Genomic DNA, 26,399 nt, shown 5'->3' on the forward strand with positions numbered 1-26,399 from the left:
CGCCCGCGAGCACAGGGAGCCGGAGTGCGGCACGCGTCGGCCACTACCTCATGAACCACGACCGGCATGCGGGCCACATGTCCAGCCGAGTCCTCTGCGGCTGGGACCTCCGCGTGCACACCTATGCCACCGCCTCACCCTCGCAGCCGACCAGCCGACTACTCGAACCCTCGACGTGTCACACGGGTCGGCTCAATTCCTGACTCCGTCAAAAATTCCTCCAGGATGTCGGGTAGATCTTTTACCCCGATAGCAGTCAAGATGTATCCAGGATTTGGGGCATTTTCCACTTCCCGAACCAGAGCAGCCAGAATCCCACTACGGAGCGAAAACGCAAAGGTGAACCACGGACCGAGGTCATCCATGGTGATCTCATGAGGACCCCAGCGCGCCTCGATCTCCTCCGTAACCAGATCAAGCTCGGCAATATAATTCTGGGGCTTACCGCGAAAATCAGAGGCTGCGATTCGTTTCACCACTGCTACCTTACCTCCGTAACAAACACAGGGATTGAGGCGAAGTCTTCACCATTACTCTGGATATATTGCACTCCCGGCTGCTGCCCCAACTCCCACGCCGCATAGTCGCCCGGCGTGTTTCTCAGAGCCTTCGGCTCGGCGGTCGTATAGAATTCAAAACTTCCCGGCTTGGCGTCCTTCGGTATTGGACCCCGGTGCGCCTGGACCATCGGATCGCCTCCCCAGCGCGCCTCGCGCCCCCACAATTGCCCGGACTCAATCACCTGCTGAGTGACCTCCGGCGTTTGAGTGCGTGAGCCTCGCCTGTGAAAGGGGCCATGCAGTTCCGCTACATCCCCGATCCCGGGCGAGCCCGATCCCAACATGCGGGGTGCCTGCGTAGTTCCGTGCCCGGAACTACCTGCACCGGTCTCACCGCGCCCAAAAAAATCCCTCAGGCGGTTGAATATCGACCCCTTACATGGAGCAAGTCCAAGTGGGTCTGCCCACGTATGTGGGTTCTCAACGTACGCCACCGGATTCGGCGCCGGCGCCAACCCCAGCGGGTCCGCCGACGCATACCGCGCCGTCTCCGGGTCGTAGTGGCGGTGGAAGTTGTAGTGGAGACCCGTCTCCGGGTCGTAGTACTGGCCCGGGAAGCGCAAGGGCGTATAGGCGGCGCTGTCCGATGCCCAGGCCGTCGTGCCCCAGAGAGTGGTGCGCGTGCGCCAGGCGATGACACCGGATTCGTCGACGAGCTCGCTCGGTGTGCCCACCAGGTCGGTGACGATCGCGAAGAAGCGGCTGTCGATCTCGGCCTGTGAGGCGTCCGTCGCCGATATTCGTTCCGTCTGAGCGACCGGATGCAATCCGTCGTAGTCCCACGTAAGGGTGAGCGGGTTCGGGACGCCGGGCGACGTCGTCGTTTGTTCGGTGAGTTTCGGGCCGTCCCAGGTGAAGTGGACCTGCTCCGTCACGCCGCCCGACTCGTCCAGGCGCTGCTTCGCTATGCGGCGGCCCAGCGGGTCGTACAGGTAGCGCCAGCGCGTGCCGTCCGGTGTGACCACCGACCGCAGGCGGTCCTCCGCGTCCCACTCGTATCGCCAGGTGTCCGGCTTCCGGGACAGCCTGACCTTCTGGCGCAGGACGACGCGGCCCTGATCGTCGTGCTTGTAGCGGATGTTGCCCGCGCGCGTGATGCGCGTGCCCGCGTACGCGCGGGTGCCCTGAGCATCCGCGCCCGGGTGTTCCGTGGGCCAGATGGCTTCCGTCTGGTTGCCGACGTCGTCGTAGGCGTACCGTTCCTGCCAGCCCGGTGCCGTAACGGCGGTGACCCGGCCGACGGCGTCGAGTTCGAAAGAGCGGTCGTTGACGGCCGTCAGGTGGCCATCATGGCGGTACGTGTAGTCCCGGCGCTGAAGCTGCGCGGACTCCGCTCCCGCCGTCAGCGTCTGCGACGTCAGGCGGCCCGTCGCGTCCCACGCGTGTGTCAGCGTGACGCCCTCGCCGAAGTGCCGTGCGATCTCGCGTCCCGCTGCATCGTGCTCGATGTCGAAGACATGGCCCGACGCCGTCAGCGACGTACGGCGTCCCGCCGCGTCGTACGTCCACATGCTGACCGCGCCGCCAGGACAGACCCGCCGCGTCCGTCGCCCCAGCTGGTCGTATGTGAAGGTCAGCGTCCGGCCGTTCGTCGTCTCCGACTTGACGCGGCCCAGCCGGTCGCGGCTGTAGGTAAGCGTCGCATCGGGGCCGACCACCTCCAGCAACCGGCCGACAGCGTCGTGCGCGTACGTCGTGACAGCGCCATCCACTTCCTTGGCCACCATCCGACCGAGAGCATCGTGGGCGTAGGTGATGGTCTGCCCAAGCGCGTTCGTGCGTGACGTGAGCTGACCGGCCGCGTCATGTGTGTACGTCAGCGTCCGTCCGTCGAAGTCCGTCTCGGATACCAAGCGGCCGACGGGGTCGTATTTGTAGGACCATGTCAGACCTTGAGGATTGGTGACCTCCGTCAGCCGTAGTTCCGTGTCGTGGGTGAATTCATGCCGGATGCCGTCGGGCCCAGTTTGCGCACAGAGCAGATCGAAGTGCGTGTATTCGTATGTCGTCACTCCGCCCAGGGCATCGGTGTACGTGACGCAGTTGCCTTCACCGTCGTACGTCCACGACTGTTCCGTGCCATCGGGAGCGATGCGGCGAACAAGGTGACCCTCCATCGACCACTTCAACCGGGTCGTGGCGCCGAGTGGATCGATCGCGATGGTTACCCGACCGAACGCGTCACGTCGATAGCTGGTCACCCCACCTAGCGGATCCGTCAGCTCCACCACGAGCCCGGCACCGTTACACCGAAGTCGCGTGCTGTTATCCAAGGCGTCGGTGACCGAAGTGGGATGACCGAGTTCGTCGTAGGTGAATCGGGTCACGGAACCCGATGGATCAGTGGTGGATGTACGGTTCCCATTCCGGTCGTACGTCTGCTGCCAGACAGTTCCATCCGGGTTCGTAACCGTCTCCGGAAGCCCCAGCGCCAGGTCGTACGAAGCCTGCGCCGCTCGATCGTCGGGGCGGACCACGCCGGTGTTACGCCCGGACTCGTCATACCGGAAGTGAGTCGTCCGCCCCAAGGCGTCAGTACGCGACAGAAGCTGGTTGTGCTTACCCCAGGTCGATCGGGACACCGCACCGTCCGGAGCGATCTGCGCTACTACGCGCAAGGAGCGGTCGATCACATAGCGCGTGGTGTGACCTAGCGAGTCGGTGACGGTGGTGACGGGCAGGCCGCTTTCACCGTCGGACCCGTCATAGGTGAAGAACGATCGCAGATGCCCTTGGGTCCCGGACTGCTCGACGCAGCGGTGACGGTCGTCGTAAACGTAGTCGAAGTGGCTGCCGTTACGGTCGGTCCAGGAGGTGATCCGGCCATGCTCGTCGTAACCGAAGCGGAGGGGCTGTCCTGAAGAGTTCAGGATCTCGGATAGGTGGCCGTCGGTGTATCCGTAGCGGACCAGCTCAACATCCGTGCCTGCGGTCCCTGCCCCCACCAAGTGCAGCGCAGTGATCCGGCCCGTATGGGTCGTGATGCGGATGTGGTAGCCCGCGTCGTGAATGATGTCGGTCGGGGTGCCGTCGTCCGTGTGGACGAAGGTGATGCGATGACCGTTCCTGTCGGTCAGCTCGTCGAGCAGGGCAAGTCCGTCGTCGTACGGGCGGAAACGCCACGCTCGGCCACTGCCAGGGTCGTTGATCGAGTAGGTGCCGCCCTCGTCGACGGAGAGCGGCCAGCGCTGGCTCCCCGTGGGCAAGGTCGTCAGGCCAGGCGCCGGGTGCGGGTAACACAGCAGAACCCCGTCCTCCCGGACGAAGATGACTCCTTCGGAGTCGATCTCGAGGCGCTGGTCCGCGCTGCTCGCCCAGGATGGGCCGAACCAGACGCCGGCCCGGTACGACGACTCGAAGTGTCGGGAGAACACGAGAGGAAGAGCGCCGGGAAGCGTGACATCCGTTTGCGGCAAGAGCATGCGTCCCGTCGCGACGTCGACAGGGTCCTTCTCACAGATTTTTTCTTTAGGAGCCCTGTTGAAGTCGTTGGGCCCATCGGTGGTGTTCTCTCGCGCCGCGCTCCGCTCAGTGTCTTTGGCTGCTTTGCTTCCTGAACGTGCGCCTGCGCTCTCTGCCGCGTCCGCGGCCCCCCGCCTGGCCGCCCCGATCGCCGTACGTTCGGCCACTGCGGCGCCCGCGCTGCCGCCGCCCGAGGCGACGGCCAGCCCTACGTTGCCGAGGAGACGGCCGCCGGACTCGTAGGGGTCCTTTCCCCAGCCCTCGCCGACCAGAGTGGCGGGCAGGCGCTCGGGGTGGGAGGCGAGGGAGAGCATGCCGGCGGCGGTGTTGGAGACGGTGCTCAGGTAGTCCGCGGGGTGGGTGACGTTGTAGATGTCGAGGGGGTTGAGGCCGCGGGCAAGCTTCATCGCGTCCGTACCGGACCGGAGGACGCCGCCCTCGAAATGCATCAGCTCCATCGCCCCGCCGTCCTTGAGGTCAAGGGCGTTGGCCTTCATGCGGTTGGTGAAGCTGGGCTTCTCCGGGGCGCGCGAGACAGCCGACTCGATCTTCGTCTGGGCCTCGGCGGCGGCCGTGTTGCGCTGCTTGCGGGCCTCGGAGAGGAGGCGCTGGGCCTCCTTCATGTCCGCCTCGCCGGGGTTTCCGGGGTCTACGGGCTTGGGGCCGGGGTCCTGAAGGTTGTCGATCTTCGCGTTGTAGGCGTGGACCTTGGCGTTGTAGTCGTCGACGGCCTTCTTGTTGGCCTCCTGGCCCTTCTTCCAGAGCCGGATCGCCTCCTTGGCCTGGTTCTGCGCCCAGGTGACGGTGTGGGCGTACGAATCGAGGACGCCGGCCGCCGCCTCGAAGGCATCGGCGGCCTCCGCCCACTTCTTCGGCTGCTCGACGAACTTCGTGGTGAAAGCGTCGGCTCCCTCACCCTTCCAGTCGGTGGCACGGACCTGCTGGAGGGCGAAGTGGGTGGCGTTGAAGGAGGAGTGGAGGCTGCGCAGGTGCTTTGCCGTGGCCTCGATCCGCTTGGGCTCGCCATGGACGAGATCCTTGGGATTCTCGGACTGGCCCAGTTGGTGCTCGCCGACCTCGGCGCCGAGGCTGGACGCGATCGCCTCACCGGCATGATCGACCTTGCGGGCCGCGCCGTGCAGGCCGACCTTGTCCAGGCCCTCCGCGGCGACCTCGGTGCCCTTGTGGATGGCCTTGCCGGCAATCTTCTCGGCCTGGTCGAGCTTCTTCTCGCCCCACTCGCCAAGGCTGTCGAACGCGTTCATCAGTAGTCCTCGATCTTGCTGACCGTCCGGACCGCCACGCCGAGCGGGCCCGGCCCGCCGGTCTTGGCACTGTCCATGAGGTCCTTGCCGGTCTTCGACCAGGCGTCCTTGGCACCCTCGCCCGCCTTGGCGAGGGAACCGAGGCTGTAGTCGGCGTCGCGGGTCTGGGTGAACGCGTTGTCGGACAGCACCTCACTGACCGACTTTTTCTCGACCTGTTCCTCGGTCAGATGCGGATTTCCCATGGCTGCGTTGGCGACGACCTTGAAGGTGTCCGCTATGTATCGGTCGCGCTCGTGGTAGTAGCCGGCCGCGAGCCCCACGCGCTCCGCGAACTGGTCGGCGTCTTGAATGAGCGCGCGTACGCCCCAGTCCCAGCGCTCGCAGAAGCCCTTGAGCGAGGCGGTCAGACCGCCGTGTCCGAGCTCCATCCCGGAGAGCGCGAGGTCGTCGAAGCCCCGGCCAACGGAGGCCGCGCCCGCGCTGCCGATGTCCTTGAGCTCGCCGATCGCCGCGTTGATGCCCTTGGCGACGTTGTCGAGCGCCGCCTGGCTCGCCTGTATGCCGCCGGCGCCTCCGCCACCGGCCCCACCCCCACTGCTCACGGTGCTGCTGCCTCCCTCTCGACGGGTTCGTCAAATTCGTCAGGCCCGTCAGGTCCGTCAGGCCCTATGGAGAAACGATTCTTCGATGCATCCAGCGCCACGTCATCCGGCACGATGCCGCGTACGGGCGGGAACATGACGGGGCGTTCGCCGGCGATGTCCAGGGCGACTCCGGCGGGCGCGCCGATCGCCGGAACGACCACGTCGAGTAGGCGCGCGCCGAGGACGGCGCGGTACTCCCATTCCTCTTCCTCGTCCTCAGCGATTCCCCGCGCCACGGCGAACCGTGCGAGGGCGGCCATGTCCGTGAAGCCGCAGATCCAGCGGATGCCGTGCATCTCCACGGACCAGAGCCCGCCGCTCCGGTCGAGCGGCACGAGCACGGCGGTACGGCGGAACTCGCCGACGAGGGAGGCGGGGTGTACCGCCTCGTCGTACATCGCGGCGATTTCGTTGGCGAGTCGGCTGGAATCGGCGCCGGTGGAGGCGGAGGGCATCTGTGACTCGGTCCCTGGGGCGGGGAGCGGGGCATGGGTCATCGGGTGGCCTCGGGGAGGAGGGGACGGTTTCGGAACGTAAAGGGCTCAGCCTAGTCAGGCAACGGCGCCTTCCCAACGGCGAATTTCCTGTGCCGCATGCGGGCGATCGGGTACCCACCCTCGCGGCCCGCGCTCACCAATGAAGACTGCTGGGGCACTATCCGCAATCGCCCAGGATCGGACCGGAGTCGACGGGCGAGTATGTGGCGTACAACAGGAACAGCTCCAGTGGAATCGTCAGTACACCCGGCCACACGCCGATGTAGGCCACGAGCCCACGCTTCGTCCCCCACAGCGGTACGCCGTGCAGCCGGCGGATTCGTTTGGCGAGCAGTACGCAAACCACCACTGCCGAGATGCCGAGGACCGGTCCTGCCCACGCAGCGACATGTTCCATCGTCGGTAAAGGCATGTGCCGACATGCCGCCTGTTGCCGTTCGACCCAGTCGCGATCGATCTCTTGAACCTGCCAGGACGTGACCACGCCGATGACGGTCGCGAGCGGCACCCACAGTGCGGCAATCAGCGTCCCGAACGCGATCGGGCGCTTCTCTGTGGTGTGGTTGGAGGTAGCCGAGGAAGACGAAGTAGCCATTAGTACCAATTCGGATGGGGGCGGACGAAGCGAATACGTTGCTCGCCGTCGTTCCTGGTGGCGATATGCACTCGGCTATCCAGGCTGACGTTCTGCCACGAGCTCGTGTGCTGGCTCAATTTGATGTCGCCATCGGGCGATACCGAGGTGACGAGGGCAGCGTGGTACGTCTCGCCCTGGGGCTCACCGGCTCCAGGAGCCACTTGCTCATAGAAGATGATGTCGCCAGGGCGCGCTTCCGACCGCGGAACCTCCTCACCTCCATTGCGCACCAGAAACTTCTGTAGCTCTTTGGCCAGGGCCCAGGAGCGCGAGTGGTAGGCCCGCTGGTCGAGGTAGGGCACTCCGATGCCGCTCTCCCGGCCCCAGGTGTTGTCGCCCATGGGGCCCGCCCAGGAGCCGAACTTCCTCTGCATACCGCCCGCTTCAAGGGCAGACGATACAAAATTGGCACAATTATTCTTGAATGCGAGATCATCCTTCTTGTCCCAATGGTCCAGCGCGTACCGCACCATCTCGACCCGGTCAATCTTCCCGTCGGCCCCCCGCAGCTCCTGACCGACCCCCGGGGGCAAGCCTTTGAGGTCGGCGAGAGTCACGGGATCAGCCCTCATCAGGGCCTTCTGCTGCTCCGAGGTCAGACCGTCCCACCAGGCGCGGACAAGGTGGGAGTCCTTGCCGACCGGAATGCTCCCCCTGAGGATGTCGAACTCCACGTGGGAGGCGTCGACCTCGAGCTCGTTGTGTGCCTTGCTGGTGTTGGCCACGTCGACGGCCTTCGCCAGCTTGGCCAGCTCCGCGGATGCTTTCTCGTCGGCCTGCGCGGCCTGACGCAACGATTCTTCTATCAGGCCGTCGATCTCGGATATGTGCGCCGACTCCTTCGCGTAGGCGTCGCGCACGTCCTGTGGAACGTTGGGGCCCGTGGGGGCGGCGCCGGTATAAGCGCCGACAGCACGGCCGTCCTGGATGCGGAGCCCGTACTCGTTCGCGAGCTCGGTCGCGTGGAACAGTGTGCGCTGGGCCCATTCCATGGAGTACGCCAGGCCGTCCAGCACCATGGCCACGCCCTTGGTGATGTCGCCGCCGGCCTCCAGACGGTTGGCGATGTCCTCCAGGCGCTTGCCCGCCTTCTTGCCTGTGGCGTCTGCCCAGTGCTCGTCGAGCGGCTTCTTGCCCTGCGCACGGATGTCCTCGGCGGCGGATTCGGAACGCCGGGAGAGGGCGACCCAGTCGTCGGCCGCCTTCTTCCACTGCTCGACGCGGCAGCTGTAGAGGTCGTGATACGAGACCACCGGATCAGTTCCTCCCGAATTCCGAGAGCCCGTGCTGGAGACGGGAGAAGCCGTCCTTCGCCTGCAGGTCGGTGGTGTCGTAGGCGTTGGCCGAACCATGGAGGTTCTCCGCCATGGTGGTCATCTGCTTGGCCAGGTCGACCATGTGGTTCTCCCAGGCGGTGGCGCATTGCTTCAGGGCTGCGGCGGAGGTCCACCCGTGGTGACCGTCGGCGGCCGTGTCGCTTGAATCGAGAGATCGGCGGAGGTTGTCCAGGGCGGTATCGGCCGCCGCATGAGCCCCGCCGGCTCCCTGCCGCACGTAGTCCGTCTTGATATTTATATCCATCGACTTCCCCCTGAGAGACGCGAGCAGCCTAGTCGGCATCGAGAAATGGCAGCAGCTCAGGCAGGTTGGGTGGCCGGTTACGGTCGCGGTGGCCATGCCGTCTGTCCGGCCGAGCAGATAGGTGGGTGTCTGAAGCCGGGACCGTCTACTTGGGCTGCGTCCTGCGGCGGCGTTTGAGCAGGACGGAGGCGCCGGAGGCGAGGATTACCGCTGCGGCAACGCCCACGGCTAGTACGTTGCGCTGGGAGAGCAGGCTGCTGCCGTCCTTCTTCGGCTCGGCTGCTTGCCGGTGCGCCGCGTCCTCGTCGCTGCTCGCGGTGCCGGGGGCAGGGGACTTCGCTGCCGCGAGCTCGGGGAGGGGGCTGACGTCGGCGGGGCCGGGGTCGCCGGGGGTCTGGAGGGCGACACGGGGGCGGACCACGCCGTAGCCGATGGAGTCGCTGCGCTTCTCGCCGCTCTTGGGGCCGCCGGCGGTGTTGATGAGGACGCGGAGGACCTGGTTGGCGGTCCAGTCGGGGTGGGCGGACCAGAGGAGGGCGGCCGAGGCGGAGGTTAGGGCGGTGGCAGCGCTGGTGCCCTTCCCGCGACAGACCCCTGTGCCCCCGAGGCACGCCGTCACCATGTTGTCGCCAGGTGCCGCGAGGTCCACCTCCGGCCCATGGCGTGACCACGAAGGCGCCTTGATTTCCTGATCTACCGCAGCCACACCGACGACGCCTGGGTACGCTGCCGGATATTCGACATCGTTGCCTTTGTCGCCCCTGTTCCCCGCGGAAGCAAAGATTATCTTCCCCTTGGAGAGGGCGTATTCGATATCCTTCGCACCCTCAGGGTCTCCCGCTGGCATCCCCATGGAGATGTTAATAATCTTGGCATCGGAGTCGGCGGCATACCGGACGGCCCTGTACACGGTGGCTCCGGCGAGCAACTTTGTCCTCGGAGCCTTGTCGTTGGCCACTCTCAGCGGCAAGATCTTTGCCCCCGGAGCCAGACCGAATGACCCTTGGCCACCGTTGCTCTTACCCGTCCCCGCAATGAGTACAGCCATTCCGGTTCCATGGCCCTCATAGTCCGGTGGCGTTTCTTCTTCGATTCCCGAAAAGTCTTTGCCGGGGAGCACTTGACCATGCAGGTCGGGCAGGCTCCCGTCGACACCGCTGTCAATCACCGCTACGGTCACGCCGGCACCAGTACTGGTCCTCCATATTTCCTCTGCATGCATCGCATCCAGGTACCACTGCTGGGAGCGAATGGTGTCCGCGTTGGCAGGCGCTACGGAGGTAGCAAGGGCGTAGAGCGCAACAGCCGTGCACCCGGCGCTTCGCCACCCGCCCATATACGGGAGCCAGTTTCGGCGCATCTTTTTCTCCTGCCTCGCCATGGAATCAGTCGATGACGGGCGGTACGACACGCCGATTGCTCTGTGCCCAGGTCTCCTCGTCTTCGACCAGGTAGCCGGGGCGCTGCCCGCCTTGCCCGCGCCGTGACGGAGACCCTCCTGTGGTGCCGGGAACGGGGAAACCCTGCCCTCGTGCACCGCCTTGTCCTGACGAGCTGCCTTCCACCGCAGGACGGCTACGGACCAGGCCCGTACCGCCCGGAGTGAAGTCCACGGCAGCACCGGGGCGCCGAACAGGGGCCCCTCCGATTACCCCGCCAGGTTCAGTGGCCAATCGACGCCCGCCGACCATGCCCGTTCTGTTGCCGCTTTGTCCGGCAGCACCCCCAAAGGCAGGTCCGGTGCCCGTGGAAATGCGCCCTTGGCCCTGCCCGTGGTCTTCCGCGCCAATGGCGCCTCGCGGGATCTGCCCGCCCGGACGGTCCATTCCTGTGACAGCAGGACGACCACCGACAACGCCAGGGTCGGAAACCCGCGGTACAGCAAGGCTTGGCTTTGCGACGCCCGTCCCCGGCCCCACAGGCAGAGATGAGCGAGTCGGCAGAGATGTGCGGCCGCCTCGAGCCGATCCCACAGCTCTCGCCGCTGCCTCCGTCGCAGGTGGCATGACAACGCTTGACAGAGGCGACGGGGTGCCAGTCGTACCGCCGCCTGTTGAGCCTTCCGCCTGCCTAGTGGGCAGAGTGGAAGCGTGCGTCGGTGACGGGGCGAGGCCGTCGATCGCAGTGCCGATGCTCTCGGTTGGCAGGGGCACACCATGACGTTCAGGAAGCGACGTGGCGAATGCGCCCTGGCCGCTCGCTCGGGGGAGAGAGCCTCTATAAACGCCCGTCTGGCCAGCTCGGCCACCGGCCGGGGAAGCCGATGGACCGCTTGTTCCGCCTCGGGGGCCCTGCTGACTGGCACCCGGCGCGGGGATGTACTCCATCTCCTCGCGCCCCGTAGGCATGAGTCGCGGGTCAACCGGCCGAAACGTAGGCCGCTCCGTCGTCGACATCTGATGCGCCGACCACGAATAGGACTGCGCCAGCCTCCGCATCAGCTGGGCAGCCTCCGCGCGGTCCGCGTCCAGTTGTCGTTGGGCCGCGTATGCCTGGGCCTGCGAAGGACCGGAAGTAGCAGCACCACCCGACAAGCCGCTGCCCTGGCCCGAGAGCCCGGGCGGTGCGACGGCGCCCACCTGCCCAGGGTTGGCGCTTCGGAACGCGGCAAGGACGGTCTTCGAGTCTGCCGAGACCTCCGGCATCGAGGATTTGACCAGGGACAGGGTCTGCGCTGCCTCGATCATCCATGAGCCCGTGCGGTGGCTGTAGTCGCTCAGGCGGAGCGTCGCGTTGGCCATGTCGGCGCCCCATTCGCGGAAGGCGTCGCCGCCCTGGCCCTCCCAGTCGACCTTGGGCATGTCGGCCTTGAGGTCCTCGCCGAGCTGTTTCATGGCGACGGCCGCGACCATGAGCTTGACGCCCAGGTTCTGGGTACCCGCCGGGTCCGCCTGCTCGATCATGGCGCGCAGTTGCTCGTGCGACATCGACTCGAAGTCCGATGTCGTGATCAGGCCGCTGCTGGGCTGCCGGATCAAAGGGGATGGGGTCGTAGGGGGCTGGGGCGAAGGCATCGGGTTCGTCGGCGTCGTCATCAGATCCGTCCTTCGTCGCTGCCGCCCTGCGGCCGGGGCGCGGGCGCGGGCGCAGGCGCGGGTGTGGCGCCCGGGGCCGGGTTGGGGTTCGGGTCGTGGGACGGTACGTACAGCTCTCTCGTCCGGGCCTGGATCGCCCACATGCGGTCGCGGAGGTCCGCGTCGACGTTCGCGTAGCCGATCTTGGCGGCGTGGACCGCCGTGCCCAGGGCCTCGATCTGGTCGCTCAGGAGCTGGGACAGCGCCTTCAGTTGCGCGTGGACCTCGTTGTACGCGCTGTAGAGGGAGTCGACCTCCGCGAAGCCCACGCCCAGCTGAGCGGGTACCAAGTGGTTGTCCGCCATATGGTGCGGAGCGGCCGCCGAACCCTGGAGGTAGGTCAGGAGTTCATCGACCCTGCCCTTGAAGGACTCCAGCGACTCCAGCCCTGCCCGCATCGCCCCGTCGCCCGCGCCCACGGTCCCCGCCCCACCCCTCGTGTCATCCCCGTCAGTTCCATCGGTTCCATCAGTTCCATGCGCATGGAACACAAGAGCCTTAAGACTACTGACAGGCACCGACACTCGCCTGAGTACACCTACTCAGGCTCAGGAAACAACCGCCGCCGTCTGGGGCCTGATCGGGAGGCGGTTGACCGGGCGGCCTGTGGCCGCGCGGACCGCGCCGGCTACTGCCGCCGGGGAGGCGACGACCGGGGCCGCGCTGATCGCCTTCGCGCCGAAGGGGGCCACGACGTCGCGTTCCTCGACGAGTTTGACGATGTGGATGTCCGGCGCGTCCAGTGCCGTCGGGAGGGCGTACGACATCAGGTCGGGGCGGCGGACCTGGCCGGCGTTGGTGCGGAGGTTCTCCGTCAGCGCGGCGCCCACGCCCTGGATGACGCCCGCTTCGAGGCGGGCCCTCGCCTGTGCCGGGTTCAGGACGCGGCCCACGTCCTGGGCCAGTGCCAGCTCGACCACGCGGACCGAGCCCAGTTCGACGTCCACGTCCACCACGGCCCGTACCGCGCAGAAGGCCATGCCGACGAAGGCGTCGCCCTGGCCGGATTCGTCCAGGGGCTCCGTCGGGTGGGGGCGGCACTGGGCGGTGGCCCAGAGTTCCTTGCCGTCGAGGGCCTCGGCCACCGTCGTGCTCAGGACGCCGTCGTACGACGTGATCTTGCCGTCGGCGATGGTCAGCAGCTCCGTCGACATACCGAACTGGTGGGCCAGGGGCTGCAGGAGCTGCGTGCGGACCATTCTCGCCGCGCGTTCCACCGCGCCGCCCGAGACCCAGGTGTGGCGGCCGTGCGCGGCCGGGCCGCAGGGCGGCTGGTCGGTGTCGACCGGGGCGACGTGGACCTCCTCGATGCCCAGCACGTCCTGGACGATCTGCCGCGCCAGCGTGGCGAAGCCCTGGCCGGTCTCCACGGCGGCGCAGATGACCGTGGCCACCGAGCCGGAGACCTTCACCGTGGCCGTGGACACCTCGTCGGCGCCCTCCGCGCCCAGCATGTGGACCATGCCCACGCCGTAGCCGACGCCCCGGCGCACCGCGCCCGGGTCGCCCGCGCCGTCGGGGCCGCCGGGCAGGAGCCAGTCGTCCTCGGAGCCGTCGGGGTCGTCCTTCGGCAGGCCCGGCAGCGGGTAGTCGCGGACGGCGCGCAGGAGTTCGGCGACGGGGGCCGGGCAGGTGACGGTCTGGCCGGTGGGCAGGACGTCGCCCGTGGCCATCACGTTGCGCATGCGAAGTTCCGCCGGGTCCAGGCCGAGCTGCGCCGCGAGCTTGTCCATCTGGCCCTCGTACGCGGCACACACCTGCATGGCGCCCTCGCCGCGGACGTGCCCGGAGGGCGGGTTGTTGGTGCGGACGACCCAGCCCTCCACGAAGGCGTGGGGGACGACGTACGGGCCGCAGGCGAAGGCCACGGCCGCCGCCAGCGCGTCCGAGGAGGAGTCGGCGTAGGCGCCGCCGTCCATCAGGACCTGGGCCTCGACCTTGACCAGCTTGCCCTCGGCGTCCGCGTGGTGGCGGTAGCGCAGCAGGGTGGGGTGGCGGTGGGGGTGGCTGAGGAAGGACTCCTCGCGCGTCGCCACCAGTTTCACCGGGTGGCCCGTGCGCAGGGCGAGCAGTGCCAGGGCGAGCTGGACGCCCGGGTCCTCGCGGTCGCCCATGGCGCCGGGGACGCCCGTGACGACGACCTTGACGCGGTCGTGGTCCAGGCCGAGGCAGGCGGCGACGAGGTCGCGGTCGGCGTGCGGGTCGGTGGAGGCGGTGTAGATCTCGACGCCGCCGTCGGGGCGCGGCACGGCCAGCGCGGCCTCGGCGCCGATGGGGGCGGGGTCCTGGCGGCCGATCCGGTACAGGCCCTCGACCACGACCTCGCCGACCGCTTCCGGATCGCCGAAGCGCAGCGGGATGTGGCGGACCAGATTGCCGTCGGGGTGCAGCGGCTCGGCGGCGAACGCCTGCTCGGGGTCGGTGACCGGGTCGAGCGGCTCGTACTCCACCACGATGGCCGCGGCGGCGAGCCGGGCCGTGTCCGGGTGGTCGGCGGCGACGGCGGCGATCGGCTCGCCGTGGTGCCGGACCAGGTCGGAGGCGAAGACCGGCCGGTCGGCGACGCCCCGGCCGTACATGGTCTCGCCCGGTACGTCGGCGTGGGTGACGACGGCTCGGACGCCCGGCATCGTCGCGGCGGCCGAGGTGTCGACGGAGACGATACGGGCGTGGGGGTGCGGCGAGCGCAGCACGGCGGCCCACAGCAGGCCCTCGGCCCACAGGTCCGCCGCGTAGGGGAACGTGCCCTGGGCCTTGGCGGTCGCGTCGACGGAGGGCAGGGAGACGCCGATGCCGAGGAGAGGCTCCTCGGGAGTGGCGGGCGGTACGACGGTGGCAGTGATGACGGACGCCGGGATGTCGCCCGCGCCCGTGCCGCCCGCCATTCCGCCCGTACCGGTCATCCCGCCCATTCCCGTCATGCCGTTGCCTTTCCAAAGCCACTGCCGGCGCCGCCGTCCCCGTACGGGCCGTCACCGTAGGAGCCGCCGTCACCGTAGGGGCCGCCCCCGTAAGAGCCCGTGTCGTACGAGCCGTCGTCGTACGCGCCCGTCCCGTACGGGCCCTGGGCGTACGCGCCGTCGCCGTACGGGCCGGGCTGCTGGTGCGGGATGCCCATCGGGTCCGGGGCCTGAAGGGCCTGGGCCTCGATCCGGGCCTGCTCCTCGTGCGTCGCCGCGTCCGCCTCCGCCGCCGCCTCCTCTTCCAGGGCGGCAGCCTCGGCGCGCTCGTCGGCGACCTGGCGCACCGCTTCGAGCACCCCCCGGTAGCCGGAGCAGCGGCAGAGGTTGCCGCAGATGGCCTGCCGGGTCTCCAGCTCGGTCGGGGCGTGGTTGCCCTCGAGCAGGTCGTGCACGGTCATCGCGAGACCGGGTACGCAGAAGCCGCACTGCACGGCGCCGCACTGGGCGAGCGCCCGCTGGACGTCGGACGGCTGTCCGTGCGCCGCGAGGCCCTCGACCGTACGGATCTCCGCGCCCGCGCTCGTCGCCGCCGGCACGAGGCAGGACGCGACCAGCCGGCCGTCCACCTGGACGGAGCACGCGCCGCACTCCCCCTGCGAGCAGCCGTCCTTGGCGCCCGCGAGACCGAGGCGCTCGCGCAGGACGTACAGCAGGGACTCGCCGATCCACGCGTCGGTCACGGGACGGTCGGTGCCGTTGACGCGCAGGACGTACGAGGCGCAGGGGTGCTCATTGAGGGCGTACGGCTGCGGGTGGTCGGGAGCCGGGAGGTCGTCCTGTCCCTGGACCTGGCCCTGTCCCTGGGCTTCGGGCTCGGCCCGGTCGTGGCCGTCGGTCCGGTCCGTTTCGGGTTCCTGTGCCGGCTGTGCCTCTGCGTCGTGCGCGCCTTCGGCGGAGACGAGATCCTCCGCCTTGGCCTCGGCTTCGATCTCGGCCTCAACCGTCTCAGTCGCCTCACCGGTCACGGCGGGCTCGGCCGCAGCCGTCCACTCGCCGGTCGGATTATCGCCCGCATCGGTGACCGTACGATCGTCGACGGCGACGTCGGCAACTCCCGTTCCGTACCCGGCGGACGCGTCCCGCGCTGCCGGTACGGACCACTGCCGCGCGGCGGAATCGCGCAGCGCGTACTCTCCCGACTCCTCCACCGAGTCGTCCCCGGCGGCCGGGACGGACCACTGCCCCGTGGCCCCGGGCCCCGGGTGGTTCAGCGGCTCCGGACCCTCGGGCTCGGCGACGGCGGCAACACCGGGGACAGCCGCGCCGCTCCCGGTGTCGTCCGCCGCGAAGGACACCTGCCACTGCGCGGTGGCGTGCGGATCGGCGGCACCGCCGTCGTCCGCGCCTGGAACGTGCTGGTCCGGAACGTGCTGGTCCGGAACATGCTGCTCAGGCACCAGCGCATGCGCGTCCGGCACGTGCTGGTCGTACGACGCGGCCGCGGGCTGGTGGTGATCGTAGGAGCCGGCGGCACGCTGCTCGTACGAGTCCCAGTGCTGCTGCGCCGGCACCTGCGGCACGTGCTGCTGAACGGGCGCGGGTGCGGGCGCAGCCTCCGGATGCTGGTGCTGCAGGTGCTGCGGGTGCTGGTGCTGCGGCTGCTGCCAGGAGTCCACGACCGGGGGCGCGTAGCCCGTGCCGGGCGCCGCCAGGGGGCTCCATCCCGCGCCGGTCCCGGGGCCGGTCTGGGCCAGGAGCTCGGGCGGGAGCTGGAGGAAGGTCGTGCCGTCCGCCTCCAGGCCCGCCCCCTGCGGGATCGGCTGCCAGCCGCCCGCGCCGGGCGCGGGGGCATGGGTGTGTCGCTGCTGGTCGTCACTCACGCGAGTGCCCTCCCCAGTGCTCGGCGGGCCAGGGTCGCCACCGTACGACGGAGATGCAGCACGGCCGGCGGCAGGGTACCGGGCTCGGCTCCGTCATGAGGGGCGTGAGAGTCATGGGGGGACAACGGGTTCGGCACGGGGACCGGATCGGGGATGCACGCGGCCGCGACATAGTCGCCGAAGGCGGCGAGGGCGTCCGGCGCGAGCGTGCGCTCGCCGTCCCAGTCGACGATCGAGGACACCCAGCGTTCGGCGTCGAAGGGCCGCAGCGGCATCGGCGCCACCGCGCCCACCGCGCAGCGCACGCTGCGCCGCGCCGGGTCGAGGACGACGGCGACCGAGGCGATGGCGCGGCCGGGGCCCATGCGGCCGGTGGCTTTGAGGAAGGTCTGGGGGGCGTGCAGCAGCGGTACGCGCACGTAGCCGATCAGCTCGCCGGGGCGCAGCATGTCGAGCCCGGCCAGCAGGCGGCCGATGGGGATCTCACGGCGCGTGCCGCCGGGACCGGCGATGACGAGCGAGGCCTCCAGGGCGGCCAGCACGGGCAGGGTGTCGCCGGTCGGCTGCGCGGAGGCGATGTTGCCGCCGAGGGTGCCGGCGTTGCGGATCTGGGGCGGCCCGGCGGCGCGGGCGGCGGCGGCGAGCGCCGGCATGAGGGCGGCGAAGTCCGGGCGGCCCATGCGGGCGTGGGTGAGGCCCGCGCCGAGCAGGGCGGCGCCGTCCTGGTACTGCCAGCCCCGGATCTCGCTGATGCGGCCGAGGCCGACGAGTCCCGCGGGGCGCAGCAGCCCGGAGTTGACTGCCGCCATGAGATCGGTGCCGCCGGCGACGGGCACGGCCGTGGGCATGGCGGCCAGCGCCGCCACGGCCTCGTCCAGCGAGCCCGGCAACGTCACCGTGTGCGCCGCCTGCGGTGCGTGCGTGGTCAACCCAGGTGCCCCTTCCCGGTGGTCCCGGCTGTTCCGTCGGGCCCTCGCCGTACGGTACGTGCTGTCGGCCCGGACGTGGAAACTTTGGCACATCTTCCGGTTCCGCTGTCGCGAGGGTCCGCAAGCCGTGGTCGCGTACCCGCCCAGGGAGAAAGTCCGGGTTGGGAGACTCTCACCAGTGTGGGCGCTTTGCCAGCGTATTGCGGTGCTTGCTGACTCTTGTGCGGCCCTTGTACGACTTACGGCAGTGTGTGGAGGACCACCGTGCCAGGGGCCGCCGCACGGTTCGTCAGCTTCCGGCGCGGCTCACACGATCGGGGGCGCGCCCTCGATCGGACGTCCGAGCACTCCGGGCCGGCGCTGCCAGGGGTGCGGCCCGCCGGGCGGGCGGTAGTCGACGCCGAGGGCGTCGAGCCGGGCGTAGTGGACGGCCATACGGCGTTCGAAGGCGGCGTAGTCGCGGGCGGCGGGGGCGGGCAGCGGGGACCACACGGTCTCGGCGAAGGCGGCCAGGCGGGGGAACGCCTGGTAGTCGAGGCGCCGCTGGTCCTCCATCACCTCGGTCCAGAGGTTGGCCTGGGCGCCGAGGACGCGGGCGGCCTCGGCCTCCGTCAGCTCCGCCGGCACCGGGTCGAAGCGGTAGACGTCCTCCAGGGTGCGGACGTAGCCGATGGAGACGGGCTCGTCGGCGCCGGGCGCCTGGCGGTGGTCGAGGTAGACCTGCTGTTCGGGACACATCACGACGTCATGGCCGGCCCGGGCGGCGGCGATGCCGCCCGCGTATCCCCGCCAGGACGAGACGGTGGCGCCCGGCGCCAGGCCCCCCTCCAGGATCTCGTCCCAACCCACCAACCGCCGGCCGCGTTCCGCGAGCCAGCGGTCGAAGTGCCGGATGAACCAGCTCTGGAGCTCGTCCTCGTCCGCCAGCCCCTCCGCCGCCATCCGCGCCCGCGCCGCCGGGGACGCCTTCCACTGGTCCTTGGGGCACTCGTCGCCGCCGATGTGGACGAAGGGGGAGGGGAAGACGTCGAGGACCTCGGTGAGGACGTGCTCGTAGAAGGCGAGGGTGTGGTCGGTGGGGGCGAGGATGTGGGGGCTGATGCCCCAGGTGTCCCAGACGGTGAGGGTGGTGGTGTCGACGACGTCGGTGTTGCCCAGTTCGGGGTACGCGGCGATGGCGGCCTGCGAGTGGCCGGGCAGGTCGATCTCGGGGACGACGGTGATGTGCCGCTCGGCGGCGTACGCGACGATCTCGCGGAGGTCGTCCTGGGTGTAGTAGCCGCCGTGCGGGCGTTCGTCCCACAGCGGTGAGGCCCGGTGGCCGAGTTTGGTGCGGGCGCGCCAGGCACCGGTCCGGGTCAGCTCCGGGTAGCGGTGGATCTCCATGCGCCAGCCCTGGTCGTCCGTCAGGTGGAGGTGGAGGACGTTGAGCTTGTGGGCGGCGAGCAGGTCGAGGTAGCGGAGGACGCCGTCCTTGGGGAGGAAGTGCCGGGCGACGTCGAGGAGGACGCCGCGCCAGGCGAAGCGGGGGGTGTCCTCGATGGCGGCCATCGGTAGCGTCCACTCGCGACGGCCGGTCACCGGCGCACGCCGGAACGCCTCCGGGCCCAGCAGCTGACGCAGGGTCTGGGCGCCCCAGAAGACACCGGCGCTGCTGCCCCCGTCGACGCGTACGGCGTAGCCGTCCACCACGACGCGGTAGCCCTCGGGGCCGAGCCGCCGCCCGAGCGCCGGATCGACGGCGAGCACGATGCGATTGTCGGCGTCGCCGCCCGGGGCCAGCGGCAGCCCCGTCGCCGCGCCGACGGTCGCGCGCAGCCAGCGCGCGACGCCCTCGGTGCCGGGGCGCGCCTCGACGAGCGTCTCCTCGTCGAGGACGTACCGGCCCGGGGGCGGCACCTCGCGGACGGACACCGGGGCCGGGATCAGGTCGAGATCGAGGTCGAGATCAGGGTCGAGATCGTCCATGGTTCAGTCCTTCACCGCTCCGCCCAGACCCGATACGAGCCCGCGCTGTACGAGTACGAAGAAGACGAGCACCGGAATCGTCATCACGGTCGACGCCGCCATGATGCCGCCCCAGTCGTTGCCCTCGTCCTTGAAGAAGACCAGCAGTGCCATCGGAAGCGTCGAGTTCTCGGTGGCGCTGATGATGAAGGACTTGGCGAGGAGGAAGTCGTTCCATGTCGAGATGAAGGAGAAGACGCTCGTCGCCACCAGTCCCGGGAAGACCAGCGGAAAGAGGATCCGCCACAGGAAACGGGCCCGGCTCGCCCCGTCGAGATACGCCGCCTCCTCCAGCGTCTCCGGCACCGCCCGGACGAAGCCGCGCAGCATCCAGATCGCGAAAGGGAGGGAGAAGGCGAGGTGCGGGAGGATCAGCGAGCCCAGCGTATTGAGCCCGACGCCGGGCAGCCCGGTCACGTCGCCCAGGTCCCGCATCAGGAAGAAGAGCGGAATCGCCAGGGCCTCGACCGGCACCATCTGCGCGACGAGGAACATGACGAGCAGCGTCGTCCGGAAGCGGAAGCGGAATCGGGTGACCGCCACGGCCGCCAGAAAGGCGATCAGCGCGGAGGCGACGACCACGACGACGGCGACCAGCAGGCTGTTGGCCAGGTAGCGGCCGAAGTCCTGCTGTCCGAAGACCCGCCGGAAGGCGTCCAGGGTGGGGTGGGCGGTCCACGGCCGGGCGTCCTCCGACAGCACTTCTCCTTCCGGTTTGAAGGCCGAGAGCACCATCCAGTAGAGCGGAAAGGCCACCACCGCCGCGCACAGCAACGCCACCGATTCCGCGACGAGCCGGGGCCGAGGCCGGTGCCGGTGCCGGGGGCGAAGCGACCGGCGAAACCGCTTCATATCTCCTCCCCTTGTCGTCTCAGCAGCCGTAGGTATCCGAGCGTCACCGCCAGCAGGATCAGCAGCATCACCACGCCGATCGCCGAACCGAGCCCGTACTGCGAGGAGGCGAACGCCTTCTGATAGGCGTAGACATTCAGCGTCAGATTCTGTCCGGCGATACCACCGCCGTTCGTCATCACATAGATCTGCGTGAAGATCTTGAAATCCCAGATGACCGACTGGATCGTGACGACGACCAGCACCGGGCGCAGCATGGGCGCCATGACGTCCCGCCAGATCCGCCACTGCGAGGCCCCGTCCAGCGCCGCCGCCTCCAGCACCTCCCCCGGAATCGCCCGAATGCCCGCGTAGACGGTCACCATGACGAAGGGGAACGAGCACCAGACGACCTCCAGCAGGACGAGCGCGAAGGCGCTGTACCGGTCGTAGGTCCACGCGTAGCCGTCGAATCCGCTCAGCCCGAGCCGGGAGAGCGCCTTGTCGACCGGTCCGAAGTCGGGGTCGAACAGGAAGACCCACACGGTGGAGCCCGTGATCGCGGGCGTGGCCCAGGCCCCCAGCGCGGCGAGCGTCAGCGCCAGCCGGGGCAGGGCCCGGATCCGCGTCAGCAGCACCGCGAGCGCGCAGCCGACGGCCAGGGTGGCGACGACACAGGCGGCCGCGAAGACGACGGTCGTCAGGAGGACCTGGCGGAACTGGCCGTCGGCGAACAGCGCGCGGTAGTTGTCCAGGCCCTGGAAGCTCGTGGGTTCTCCCCCGCTGACCTGCGCCTGGGTGTATTCGAGGAAGGAGATCAGGCCCAGCTCGTAGACGGGGTGGACGAGGAGCCCGCCGAGGACGACGAGTGCCGGGGCGAGGTACAGCCATGGGATGCCGCGTGTGCGCGGGTCCGTCCCCCTCATCACCGGACTCCGTTCTTCCGGAAGGCGTCGTTCATCTTCCGCGCCGCCCCGGCCGTCGCCGCGTCCACGTCCCCGCGTCCGCTCACGACCTCCTGGAGCAGGGTCGGCAGCACCTGCCCGGCGTCGATGGCGGCCCAGGCCGGGGTCACCGGTACGGTCCGCGCGCCCGCCGCCAGCGTCCGCACGAACGGTTCGACGAAGGGCCGCTTCCGTGCGGCCTCCGCCCGGGTGTCGGAGAAGGCCGGCAGGAAACCCATCGCGTCGAAGAGCCGGGCCTGGGTGCGCTTGCCGGCCAGGGTCTTCAGCAGGTCCACGGCGAGGGTGCGATGGGAGCTGCTTCTGAGCACCCCCAGGTTGTTCCCGCCCGCGAAGGCCGGGGCGATCCGCCCCTCCTGGGTGCCGGGCAGCGGTACGACCGCGTACGCGCCCTTGACCTTGCCGTTCTCCATGGCCTGATGGCTGAAGTCACCGGCGACGGCCATGGCCGCCTTCCCTGACGCGAAGGCCTGGACGGTGTCGTTGCCGGTCATCCGGGCGCACCGGCTCGCGGGGCAGTTGTCGTCGCCGAACAGGCTCGTATAGGCCGCGATGCCCTGCCTGGCGGCGGGGTCGGCGACGGTGGCCTCGTACGACCGTCCTTTCCGCTTCGCGACGTCCCCGCCGTGCGCCCAGACGAAGGGCAGCGCGGCGTAGGTGTACGCGCCGCCCACCGCGAGCCCGTACAGCTCCGGCCGGGCCGCGTGGACGCGGCGGGCGGTCGCGGCCAGTTCGTCCAGGGTGGCCGGGGGCCGGAGCCCTAAGCTCCGGAAGACGTCGGTGCGGTAGTACAGGGCCCGGACGCCCACGAACAGCGGCGCGCCGTAGAGCTTGCCGTCCACGGTCACGGACCGTTTCGCGGCCGGGTCGAGGGCGCGGGCGTCGTCCCAGGCCGCCAGGTCGGCGGTGAGATCGGCCAGGCCGCCGTCCCGGACGTACCCGGCCGTGTCCGTGTTGCCGTACTCGACGACGTCGGGGGCGCTCCGCGGGTCGTTGAAGGCGGCCTTGATCCGCTGCGCCCGGGTCTCGACGGGGATGTAGGTGACTTCGGCCCGCACCCCGCGGTGGGTCTTCTCGAAGGCGGCGACGGCCTCGTCGACGACCGCCGCCTTGGGCCCGTTGTCGACCTCGCGGAAGAGCCAGACCCGCAGGGTGCCGGTCGCGCGGTCCCCGCCCGGGCCGCCGGCCGTCGTACGGGGCGCGCAGGCGCCGGCGGCACACAGCACCGCCCCCACCACGACCAGGACGAGCGTTCGCCACGCCATGAGGCCCCCCGGAGCGTTGCAACATACGCAATGGACGTTTCGCAGCGCACAACTGAGAGGAGGCTAAGCGGGTGACAGCGCCCCGGCAAGAGCCAAGCCGGCAGAAGCAAGCCGACAAAAGCGAACGGCTCCCAGAGCGCGATCACGCGCCCTGGGAGCCGTCAGCGAACCCGAGAGTGAAGGAGCGGGGCTGAAGAAGCGGGGCTACTTCTTGTCGCCGCCCTTGCCGCCCTTGCCGCCCTTGTCGTCCCCGCCGGCGCCCATGCCGTCGAAGATCTCCTTGCACATCGGACAGACCGGGTACTTCTTGGGGTCGCGCCCGGGCACCCAGACCTTGCCGCACAGGGCGACGACCGGGGAGCCGGAGAGCGCGCTCTCCATGATCTTGTCCTTCTGGACGTAATGGGCGTAGCGCTCGTGGTCGCCGTCGCCGTGCGACACCTGCGGCGTCGGCTCTACGAGGGTGCCGGTACCTGCCCCGCGCTCGGGCTCAAGAGTGCTCATGGTCTCCAAGAGTACTGGGGCCGGCCCGGGTCAGTTGAGGCTCGGGTCGTCCGGATAGGTGGCGACCATCGCCAGCTCGCTGCGCTGACGCCGCAGTACGGCCCGCCACAGCCGCGCGGGGTCCGGGGACGACACGTCGCCGGGCTCCGACTCCACCACGTACCAGGCGCCCTCGGCCAGCTCCTTCTCCAGCTGCCCGGGCCCCCAGCCGGAGTACCCGGCGAAGATGCGCAGCGAGCCCAGGGCCCTGGCCAACAGCTCGGGCGGGGCCTCCAGGTCGACCAGGCCGATCGCCCCGTGCACCCTGCGCCAGCCGACGGGATCCCCCATGGCGGCCGACGGCAGCGGGCCCGTACCGGCGCCGTCCCCGGCCGGGGACGGACCGTCGTGCTCCCGGGCCTCTCCCGGCACCACCGCCACACCCAGCGCCGAGTCCAGGGAGACCGGGCCGCCCTGGAAGACCACTCCGGGCTCCCCGGCCAGCGCGGCCCAGGGCTCGAGGACGTCCCCGACGCCGACCGGGGTCGGGCGGTTCAGGACCACACCGAGGGAGCCGTCCTCGTCGTGATCGAGCAGCAGCACCACCGCGCGGTCGAAATTGGGGTCGGACAGCGCGGGTGTCGCGACAAGCAGTCGCCCTGTGAGCGAGGACACCTCGGTCATGGGCACATGATCCCGCATTTCGGCCCTTTGAGGGGAGTGGACGAGTACCCCTGCCCGGGGCGGGCAGGGGGCGTACGAGAGCAGCGCCCGCGCAAGTGACCGAAAGCGACCTGGCGGCCACGGAAAGCGCCGAAACGGCCGCCTGAGGCGTGATGCCGGGCTCTCGGGGCCGCCGCGGGACGACCTGGCGGCACCCCGGTGATAACCGGTAGCGACCATTCCATAAACACAGAGTGTTGTGACAAACCCATGACGTGCTTTCCGGGCCCTCAGCGCACCAGAACGGCCCCCCGGTCGCATTACCCTTTCTTCTTGCCCCCTGCCCAACTCCAGGAACGCGAGATCCATGACCGGCCCTGACGATGTCCTGCTTGTCCACGGCGGAACCCCGCTCGAGGGAGAGATCCGCGTCCGAGGCGCGAAGAATCTCGTGCCGAAGGCCATGGTCGCCGCCCTGCTCGGGCACGGTCCCAGCCGGCTGCGCAACGTGCCCGACATCCGTGACGTCCGCGTCGTGCGCGGTCTGCTCCAGCTGCACGGTGTGACCGTCCGCCCCGGCGACGAGCCCGGCGAGCTGGTCCTCGACCCGACGTACGTGGAGAGCGCCAACGTCGCGGACATCGACGCGCACGCCGGCTCCTCGCGCATCCCGATCCTGCTCTGCGGCCCGCTGCTGCACCGCCTCGGCCACGCCTTCATCCCGGGCCTGGGCGGCTGCGACATCGGCGGCCGGCCGATCGACTTCCACTTCGAGGTGCTGCGCCAGTTCGGCGCGACGATCGAGAAGCGCGAGGGCGGCCAGTACCTGGAGGCCCCGCAGCGGCTGCGCGGCTGCAAGATCCGCCTGCCCTACCCGTCGGTCGGCGCCACCGAGCAGGTCCTGCTCACCGCCGTCCTGGCGGAGGGCGTCACGGAGCTGTCCAACGCGGCCGTGGAGCCGGAGATCGAGGACCTCATCTGCGTCTTGCAGAAGATGGGCGCGATCATCGCCATGGACACCGACCGGACGATCCGGATCACCGGTGTCGACAAGCTCGGCGGCTACAACCACCGCGCGCTGTCCGACCGCCTGGAGGCGGCCTCCTGGGCGTCCGCGGCGCTGGCCACCAGGGGCAACATCTACGTCCGCGGCGCCCAGCAGCGGTCGATGATGACCTTCCTCAACACCTACCGCAAGGTCGGCGGCGCCTTCGAGATCGACGACGAGGGCATCCGCTTCTGGCACCCGGGCGGCTCGCTCAACGCCATAGCGCTGGAGACGGACGTCCACCCCGGCTTCCAGACGGACTGGCAGCAGCCGCTGGTCGTGGCCCTGACGCAGGCGAGCGGCCTGTCGATCGTCCACGAGACGGTCTACGAGTCCCGCCTGGGCTTCACCTCCGCGCTCAACCAGATGGGCGCGCACATCCAGCTCTACCGCGAGTGCCTGGGCGGCTCCGCCTGCCGCTTCGGCCAGCGCAACTTCCTCCACTCGGCCGTCGTCTCCGGCCCGACGAAGCTCCAGGGCGCCGACATGGTCGTGCCCGACCTGCGCGGCGGCTTCTCGTACCTGATCGCGGCGCTGGCCGCGGAGGGCACGTCCCGGGTGCACGGCATCGACCTGATCAACCGTGGCTACGAGAACTTCATGCAGAAGCTGAAGGATCTGGGCGCGAACGTGGAGATGCCGGCGCCTGCCGCGCAGGGCTGACCCCAGCCCCGCTCCCCTCGAACCCCCGGACGGGGCCGACCACACGGTCGGCCCCGTCCGGCGTTTGCGGGCCGGACTCGCCTGCCGGGCCGTCAGGGCGCCTGAACGACCGTGGGTGGGGCTCGGGCACCCTGACGAGGCGTTAGGGGCTTTACGGGCCGTACACGGGCCGTTTACGCGGCAACGCGGCGGGGCAGACTCCCCGGATACGCCAAAAGGGCGGCCACCCCGTGGGGTGGCCGCCCTTCGAGCTGAAGGCTTACTTGCCCTTCGCGGCTTCCTTGAGCTTGGAGCCCGCGGAGACCTTCACGCTGTAACCGGCAGCGATCTGGATCGGCTCGCCCGTCTGCGGGTTGCGCGCGGTCCGAGCGGCACGGTGGGTGCGCTCGAAGGTCAGGAAGCCGGGGATGGTGACCTTCTCGTCGCCCTTGGCGACGATCTCGCCGACGGTCTCGGCGAGCGCGGCCAGAACGGCGTCGGCGTCCTTGCGGGTCACCTCGGCGCGGTCGGCCAGAGCGGCCACCAGCTCACTGCGGTTCATGTTGTACTCCCGTGTTCTTCTTGCCAATGAGGCGTGAGATCGAAGCCGATGCTGCCAGGGCCCTCGGACAGTCCCCGGACCCGGGTCCGTTTGCCAGACCCTCGCGCCCGGTTACGCATCCTGCCCCCACCAGTGGCGGGAAAGCCAATCCGGCACCCTGGAGAGTCACACGGAAAGCGCCACGGCCAGCTGCCACAGCCTCGGATGTGGCCGCATTTCTGCGGCCGGATGTCTGCCCGACACCTTATGGGGGGCCCAGCGGCGTCGCGCCACTCGACGCGCCGTGCGTCAGACCGTCGTGGTGCCTGTCACAGCGGCCCCGGCGGCCTTGGCGGCATCCCGGACGGCACCCGCGACGGCCCCGGCGACCTTGTCGTTGAAGACGCTGGGGATGATGTAGTTGGCGTTGAGTTCGTCTTCGGCGACGACGTCGGCGAGGGCGCGGGCGGCGGCGAGCATCATGTCGGTGTTGACGGTGCGGGACTGAGCGTCGAGCAGGCC

20 protein-coding genes and 1 pseudogene are annotated in these 26,399 nt (G+C 69.5%); 1 reads left to right on the forward strand and 20 read right to left on the reverse strand.

From position 1 onward, the window contains the following. Positions 1 to 158: 158 nt before the first annotated feature. The 18 genes from RM609_RS15825 to RM609_RS15910 all read right to left on the reverse strand — a co-directional run bounded on the left by RM609_RS15825 (position 159) and on the right by RM609_RS15910 (position 23,667). Positions 159 to 476 (reverse strand): hypothetical protein, encoded by a 318-nt coding sequence (locus tag RM609_RS15825; RefSeq protein WP_311611404.1) that lies wholly within the window; start codon positions 474 to 476, stop codon positions 159 to 161. 5 nt (positions 477 to 481) lie between these two features. Continuing rightward, positions 482 to 5,287: a putative T7SS-secreted protein gene (locus RM609_RS15830; RefSeq protein WP_311611406.1), complete on the reverse strand. Its 4,806-nt coding sequence runs from the start codon at positions 5,285 to 5,287 to the stop codon at positions 482 to 484. Next, entirely contained in the window at positions 5,287 to 5,892 is a 606-nt protein-coding gene (locus RM609_RS15835; RefSeq protein ID WP_311611407.1) for a hypothetical protein, read from the reverse strand. The genes RM609_RS15830 and RM609_RS15835 overlap by 1 nt, the downstream gene beginning before the upstream one ends. After that, the gene (locus RM609_RS15840; protein WP_438828446.1) at positions 5,889 to 6,389 is read right to left on the reverse strand and encodes a hypothetical protein; all 501 of its coding nucleotides are present in this window, start codon (positions 6,387 to 6,389) and stop codon (positions 5,889 to 5,891) included. Before RM609_RS15840 ends, RM609_RS15835 begins: the two co-directional genes overlap by 4 nt. 199 nt (positions 6,390 to 6,588) lie before the next feature. Then, positions 6,589 to 7,026, reverse strand: a complete 438-nt coding sequence (locus RM609_RS15845) for a hypothetical protein (protein WP_311611409.1) — start codon at positions 7,024 to 7,026, stop codon at positions 6,589 to 6,591. Continuing rightward, positions 7,026 to 8,321: an amidase domain-containing protein gene (locus tag RM609_RS15850; RefSeq protein ID WP_311611411.1), complete on the reverse strand. Its 1,296-nt coding sequence runs from the start codon at positions 8,319 to 8,321 to the stop codon at positions 7,026 to 7,028. Before RM609_RS15850 ends, RM609_RS15845 begins: the two co-directional genes overlap by 1 nt. Before the next feature lie 4 nt (positions 8,322 to 8,325). Next, positions 8,326 to 8,649 (reverse strand): type VII secretion target, encoded by a 324-nt coding sequence (locus RM609_RS15855; RefSeq protein WP_311611412.1) that lies wholly within the window; start codon positions 8,647 to 8,649, stop codon positions 8,326 to 8,328. A 145-nt stretch (positions 8,650 to 8,794) separates the two neighbouring features. Then, the gene (mycP, locus tag RM609_RS15860) at positions 8,795 to 10,030 is read right to left on the reverse strand and encodes a type VII secretion-associated serine protease mycosin (RefSeq protein ID WP_311611414.1); all 1,236 of its coding nucleotides are present in this window, start codon (positions 10,028 to 10,030) and stop codon (positions 8,795 to 8,797) included. A gap of 1,653 nt (positions 10,031 to 11,683) precedes the next feature. Next, a complete protein-coding gene (locus RM609_RS15865; protein ID WP_311611416.1) occupies positions 11,684 to 12,142 on the reverse strand; it encodes a DUF2563 family protein in 459 nt (152 codons plus the stop codon). A 129-nt stretch (positions 12,143 to 12,271) separates the two neighbouring features. Beyond that, entirely contained in the window at positions 12,272 to 14,635 is a 2,364-nt protein-coding gene (locus tag RM609_RS15870; RefSeq protein WP_438828450.1) for a xanthine dehydrogenase family protein molybdopterin-binding subunit, read from the reverse strand. Between the two features lie 5 nt (positions 14,636 to 14,640). After that, positions 14,641 to 16,506, reverse strand: coding sequence for a 2Fe-2S iron-sulfur cluster-binding protein (locus RM609_RS15875; protein ID WP_311611419.1), 1,866 nt, complete (start codon positions 16,504 to 16,506; stop codon positions 14,641 to 14,643). Then, complete coding sequence (locus RM609_RS15880) at positions 16,503 to 17,435, reverse strand: FAD binding domain-containing protein (protein WP_311611421.1); 933 nt, start codon at positions 17,433 to 17,435, stop codon at positions 16,503 to 16,505. Before RM609_RS15880 ends, RM609_RS15875 begins: the two co-directional genes overlap by 4 nt. Before the next feature lie 306 nt (positions 17,436 to 17,741). After that, positions 17,742 to 19,403, reverse strand: a complete 1,662-nt coding sequence (locus RM609_RS15885; RefSeq protein WP_311611423.1) for a beta-N-acetylhexosaminidase — start codon at positions 19,401 to 19,403, stop codon at positions 17,742 to 17,744. 3 nt (positions 19,404 to 19,406) lie between these two features. Then, positions 19,407 to 20,294: a carbohydrate ABC transporter permease gene (locus RM609_RS15890; RefSeq protein ID WP_311611425.1), complete on the reverse strand. Its 888-nt coding sequence runs from the start codon at positions 20,292 to 20,294 to the stop codon at positions 19,407 to 19,409. Continuing rightward, on the reverse strand, positions 20,291 to 21,199 hold the full coding sequence (locus RM609_RS15895) for a carbohydrate ABC transporter permease (RefSeq protein ID WP_311611426.1): 909 nt from the start codon (positions 21,197 to 21,199) through the stop codon (positions 20,291 to 20,293). The genes RM609_RS15890 and RM609_RS15895 overlap by 4 nt, the downstream gene beginning before the upstream one ends. Further along, positions 21,199 to 22,500 carry an extracellular solute-binding protein gene (locus RM609_RS15900; RefSeq protein WP_311611428.1) on the reverse strand — a complete coding sequence of 434 codons (1,302 nt, stop codon included), beginning with the start codon at positions 22,498 to 22,500 and terminating at the stop codon, positions 21,199 to 21,201. The genes RM609_RS15895 and RM609_RS15900 overlap by 1 nt, the downstream gene beginning before the upstream one ends. Before the next feature lie 204 nt (positions 22,501 to 22,704). After that, complete coding sequence (locus RM609_RS15905) at positions 22,705 to 23,004, reverse strand: DUF3039 domain-containing protein (protein WP_071961972.1); 300 nt, start codon at positions 23,002 to 23,004, stop codon at positions 22,705 to 22,707. 30 nt (positions 23,005 to 23,034) lie between these two features. Further along, positions 23,035 to 23,667: a YqgE/AlgH family protein gene (locus RM609_RS15910; protein ID WP_311611430.1), complete on the reverse strand. Its 633-nt coding sequence runs from the start codon at positions 23,665 to 23,667 to the stop codon at positions 23,035 to 23,037. A gap of 346 nt (positions 23,668 to 24,013) precedes the next feature. On the opposite strand from RM609_RS15910, the gene murA reads away from it, so the two are divergent. Continuing rightward, positions 24,014 to 25,357, forward strand: a complete 1,344-nt coding sequence (gene murA / locus RM609_RS15915) for a UDP-N-acetylglucosamine 1-carboxyvinyltransferase (protein WP_311611432.1) — start codon at positions 24,014 to 24,016, stop codon at positions 25,355 to 25,357. A gap of 259 nt (positions 25,358 to 25,616) precedes the next feature. On the opposite strand, the gene RM609_RS15920 is transcribed toward murA, so the two are convergent. Both RM609_RS15920 and RM609_RS15925 read right to left on the reverse strand, forming a co-directional pair. Beyond that, positions 25,617 to 25,898: an HU family DNA-binding protein gene (locus tag RM609_RS15920; RefSeq protein WP_071961969.1), complete on the reverse strand. Its 282-nt coding sequence runs from the start codon at positions 25,896 to 25,898 to the stop codon at positions 25,617 to 25,619. 288 nt (positions 25,899 to 26,186) lie between these two features. After that, positions 26,187 to 26,399: pseudogene (locus tag RM609_RS15925) on the reverse strand (NAD-dependent malic enzyme); the annotation flags it as partial.

Source organism: Streptomyces hesseae (genome assembly GCF_031845785.1).
GTDB classification, from domain to species: Bacteria; Actinomycetota; Actinomycetes; order Streptomycetales; family Streptomycetaceae; genus Streptomyces; species Streptomyces hesseae.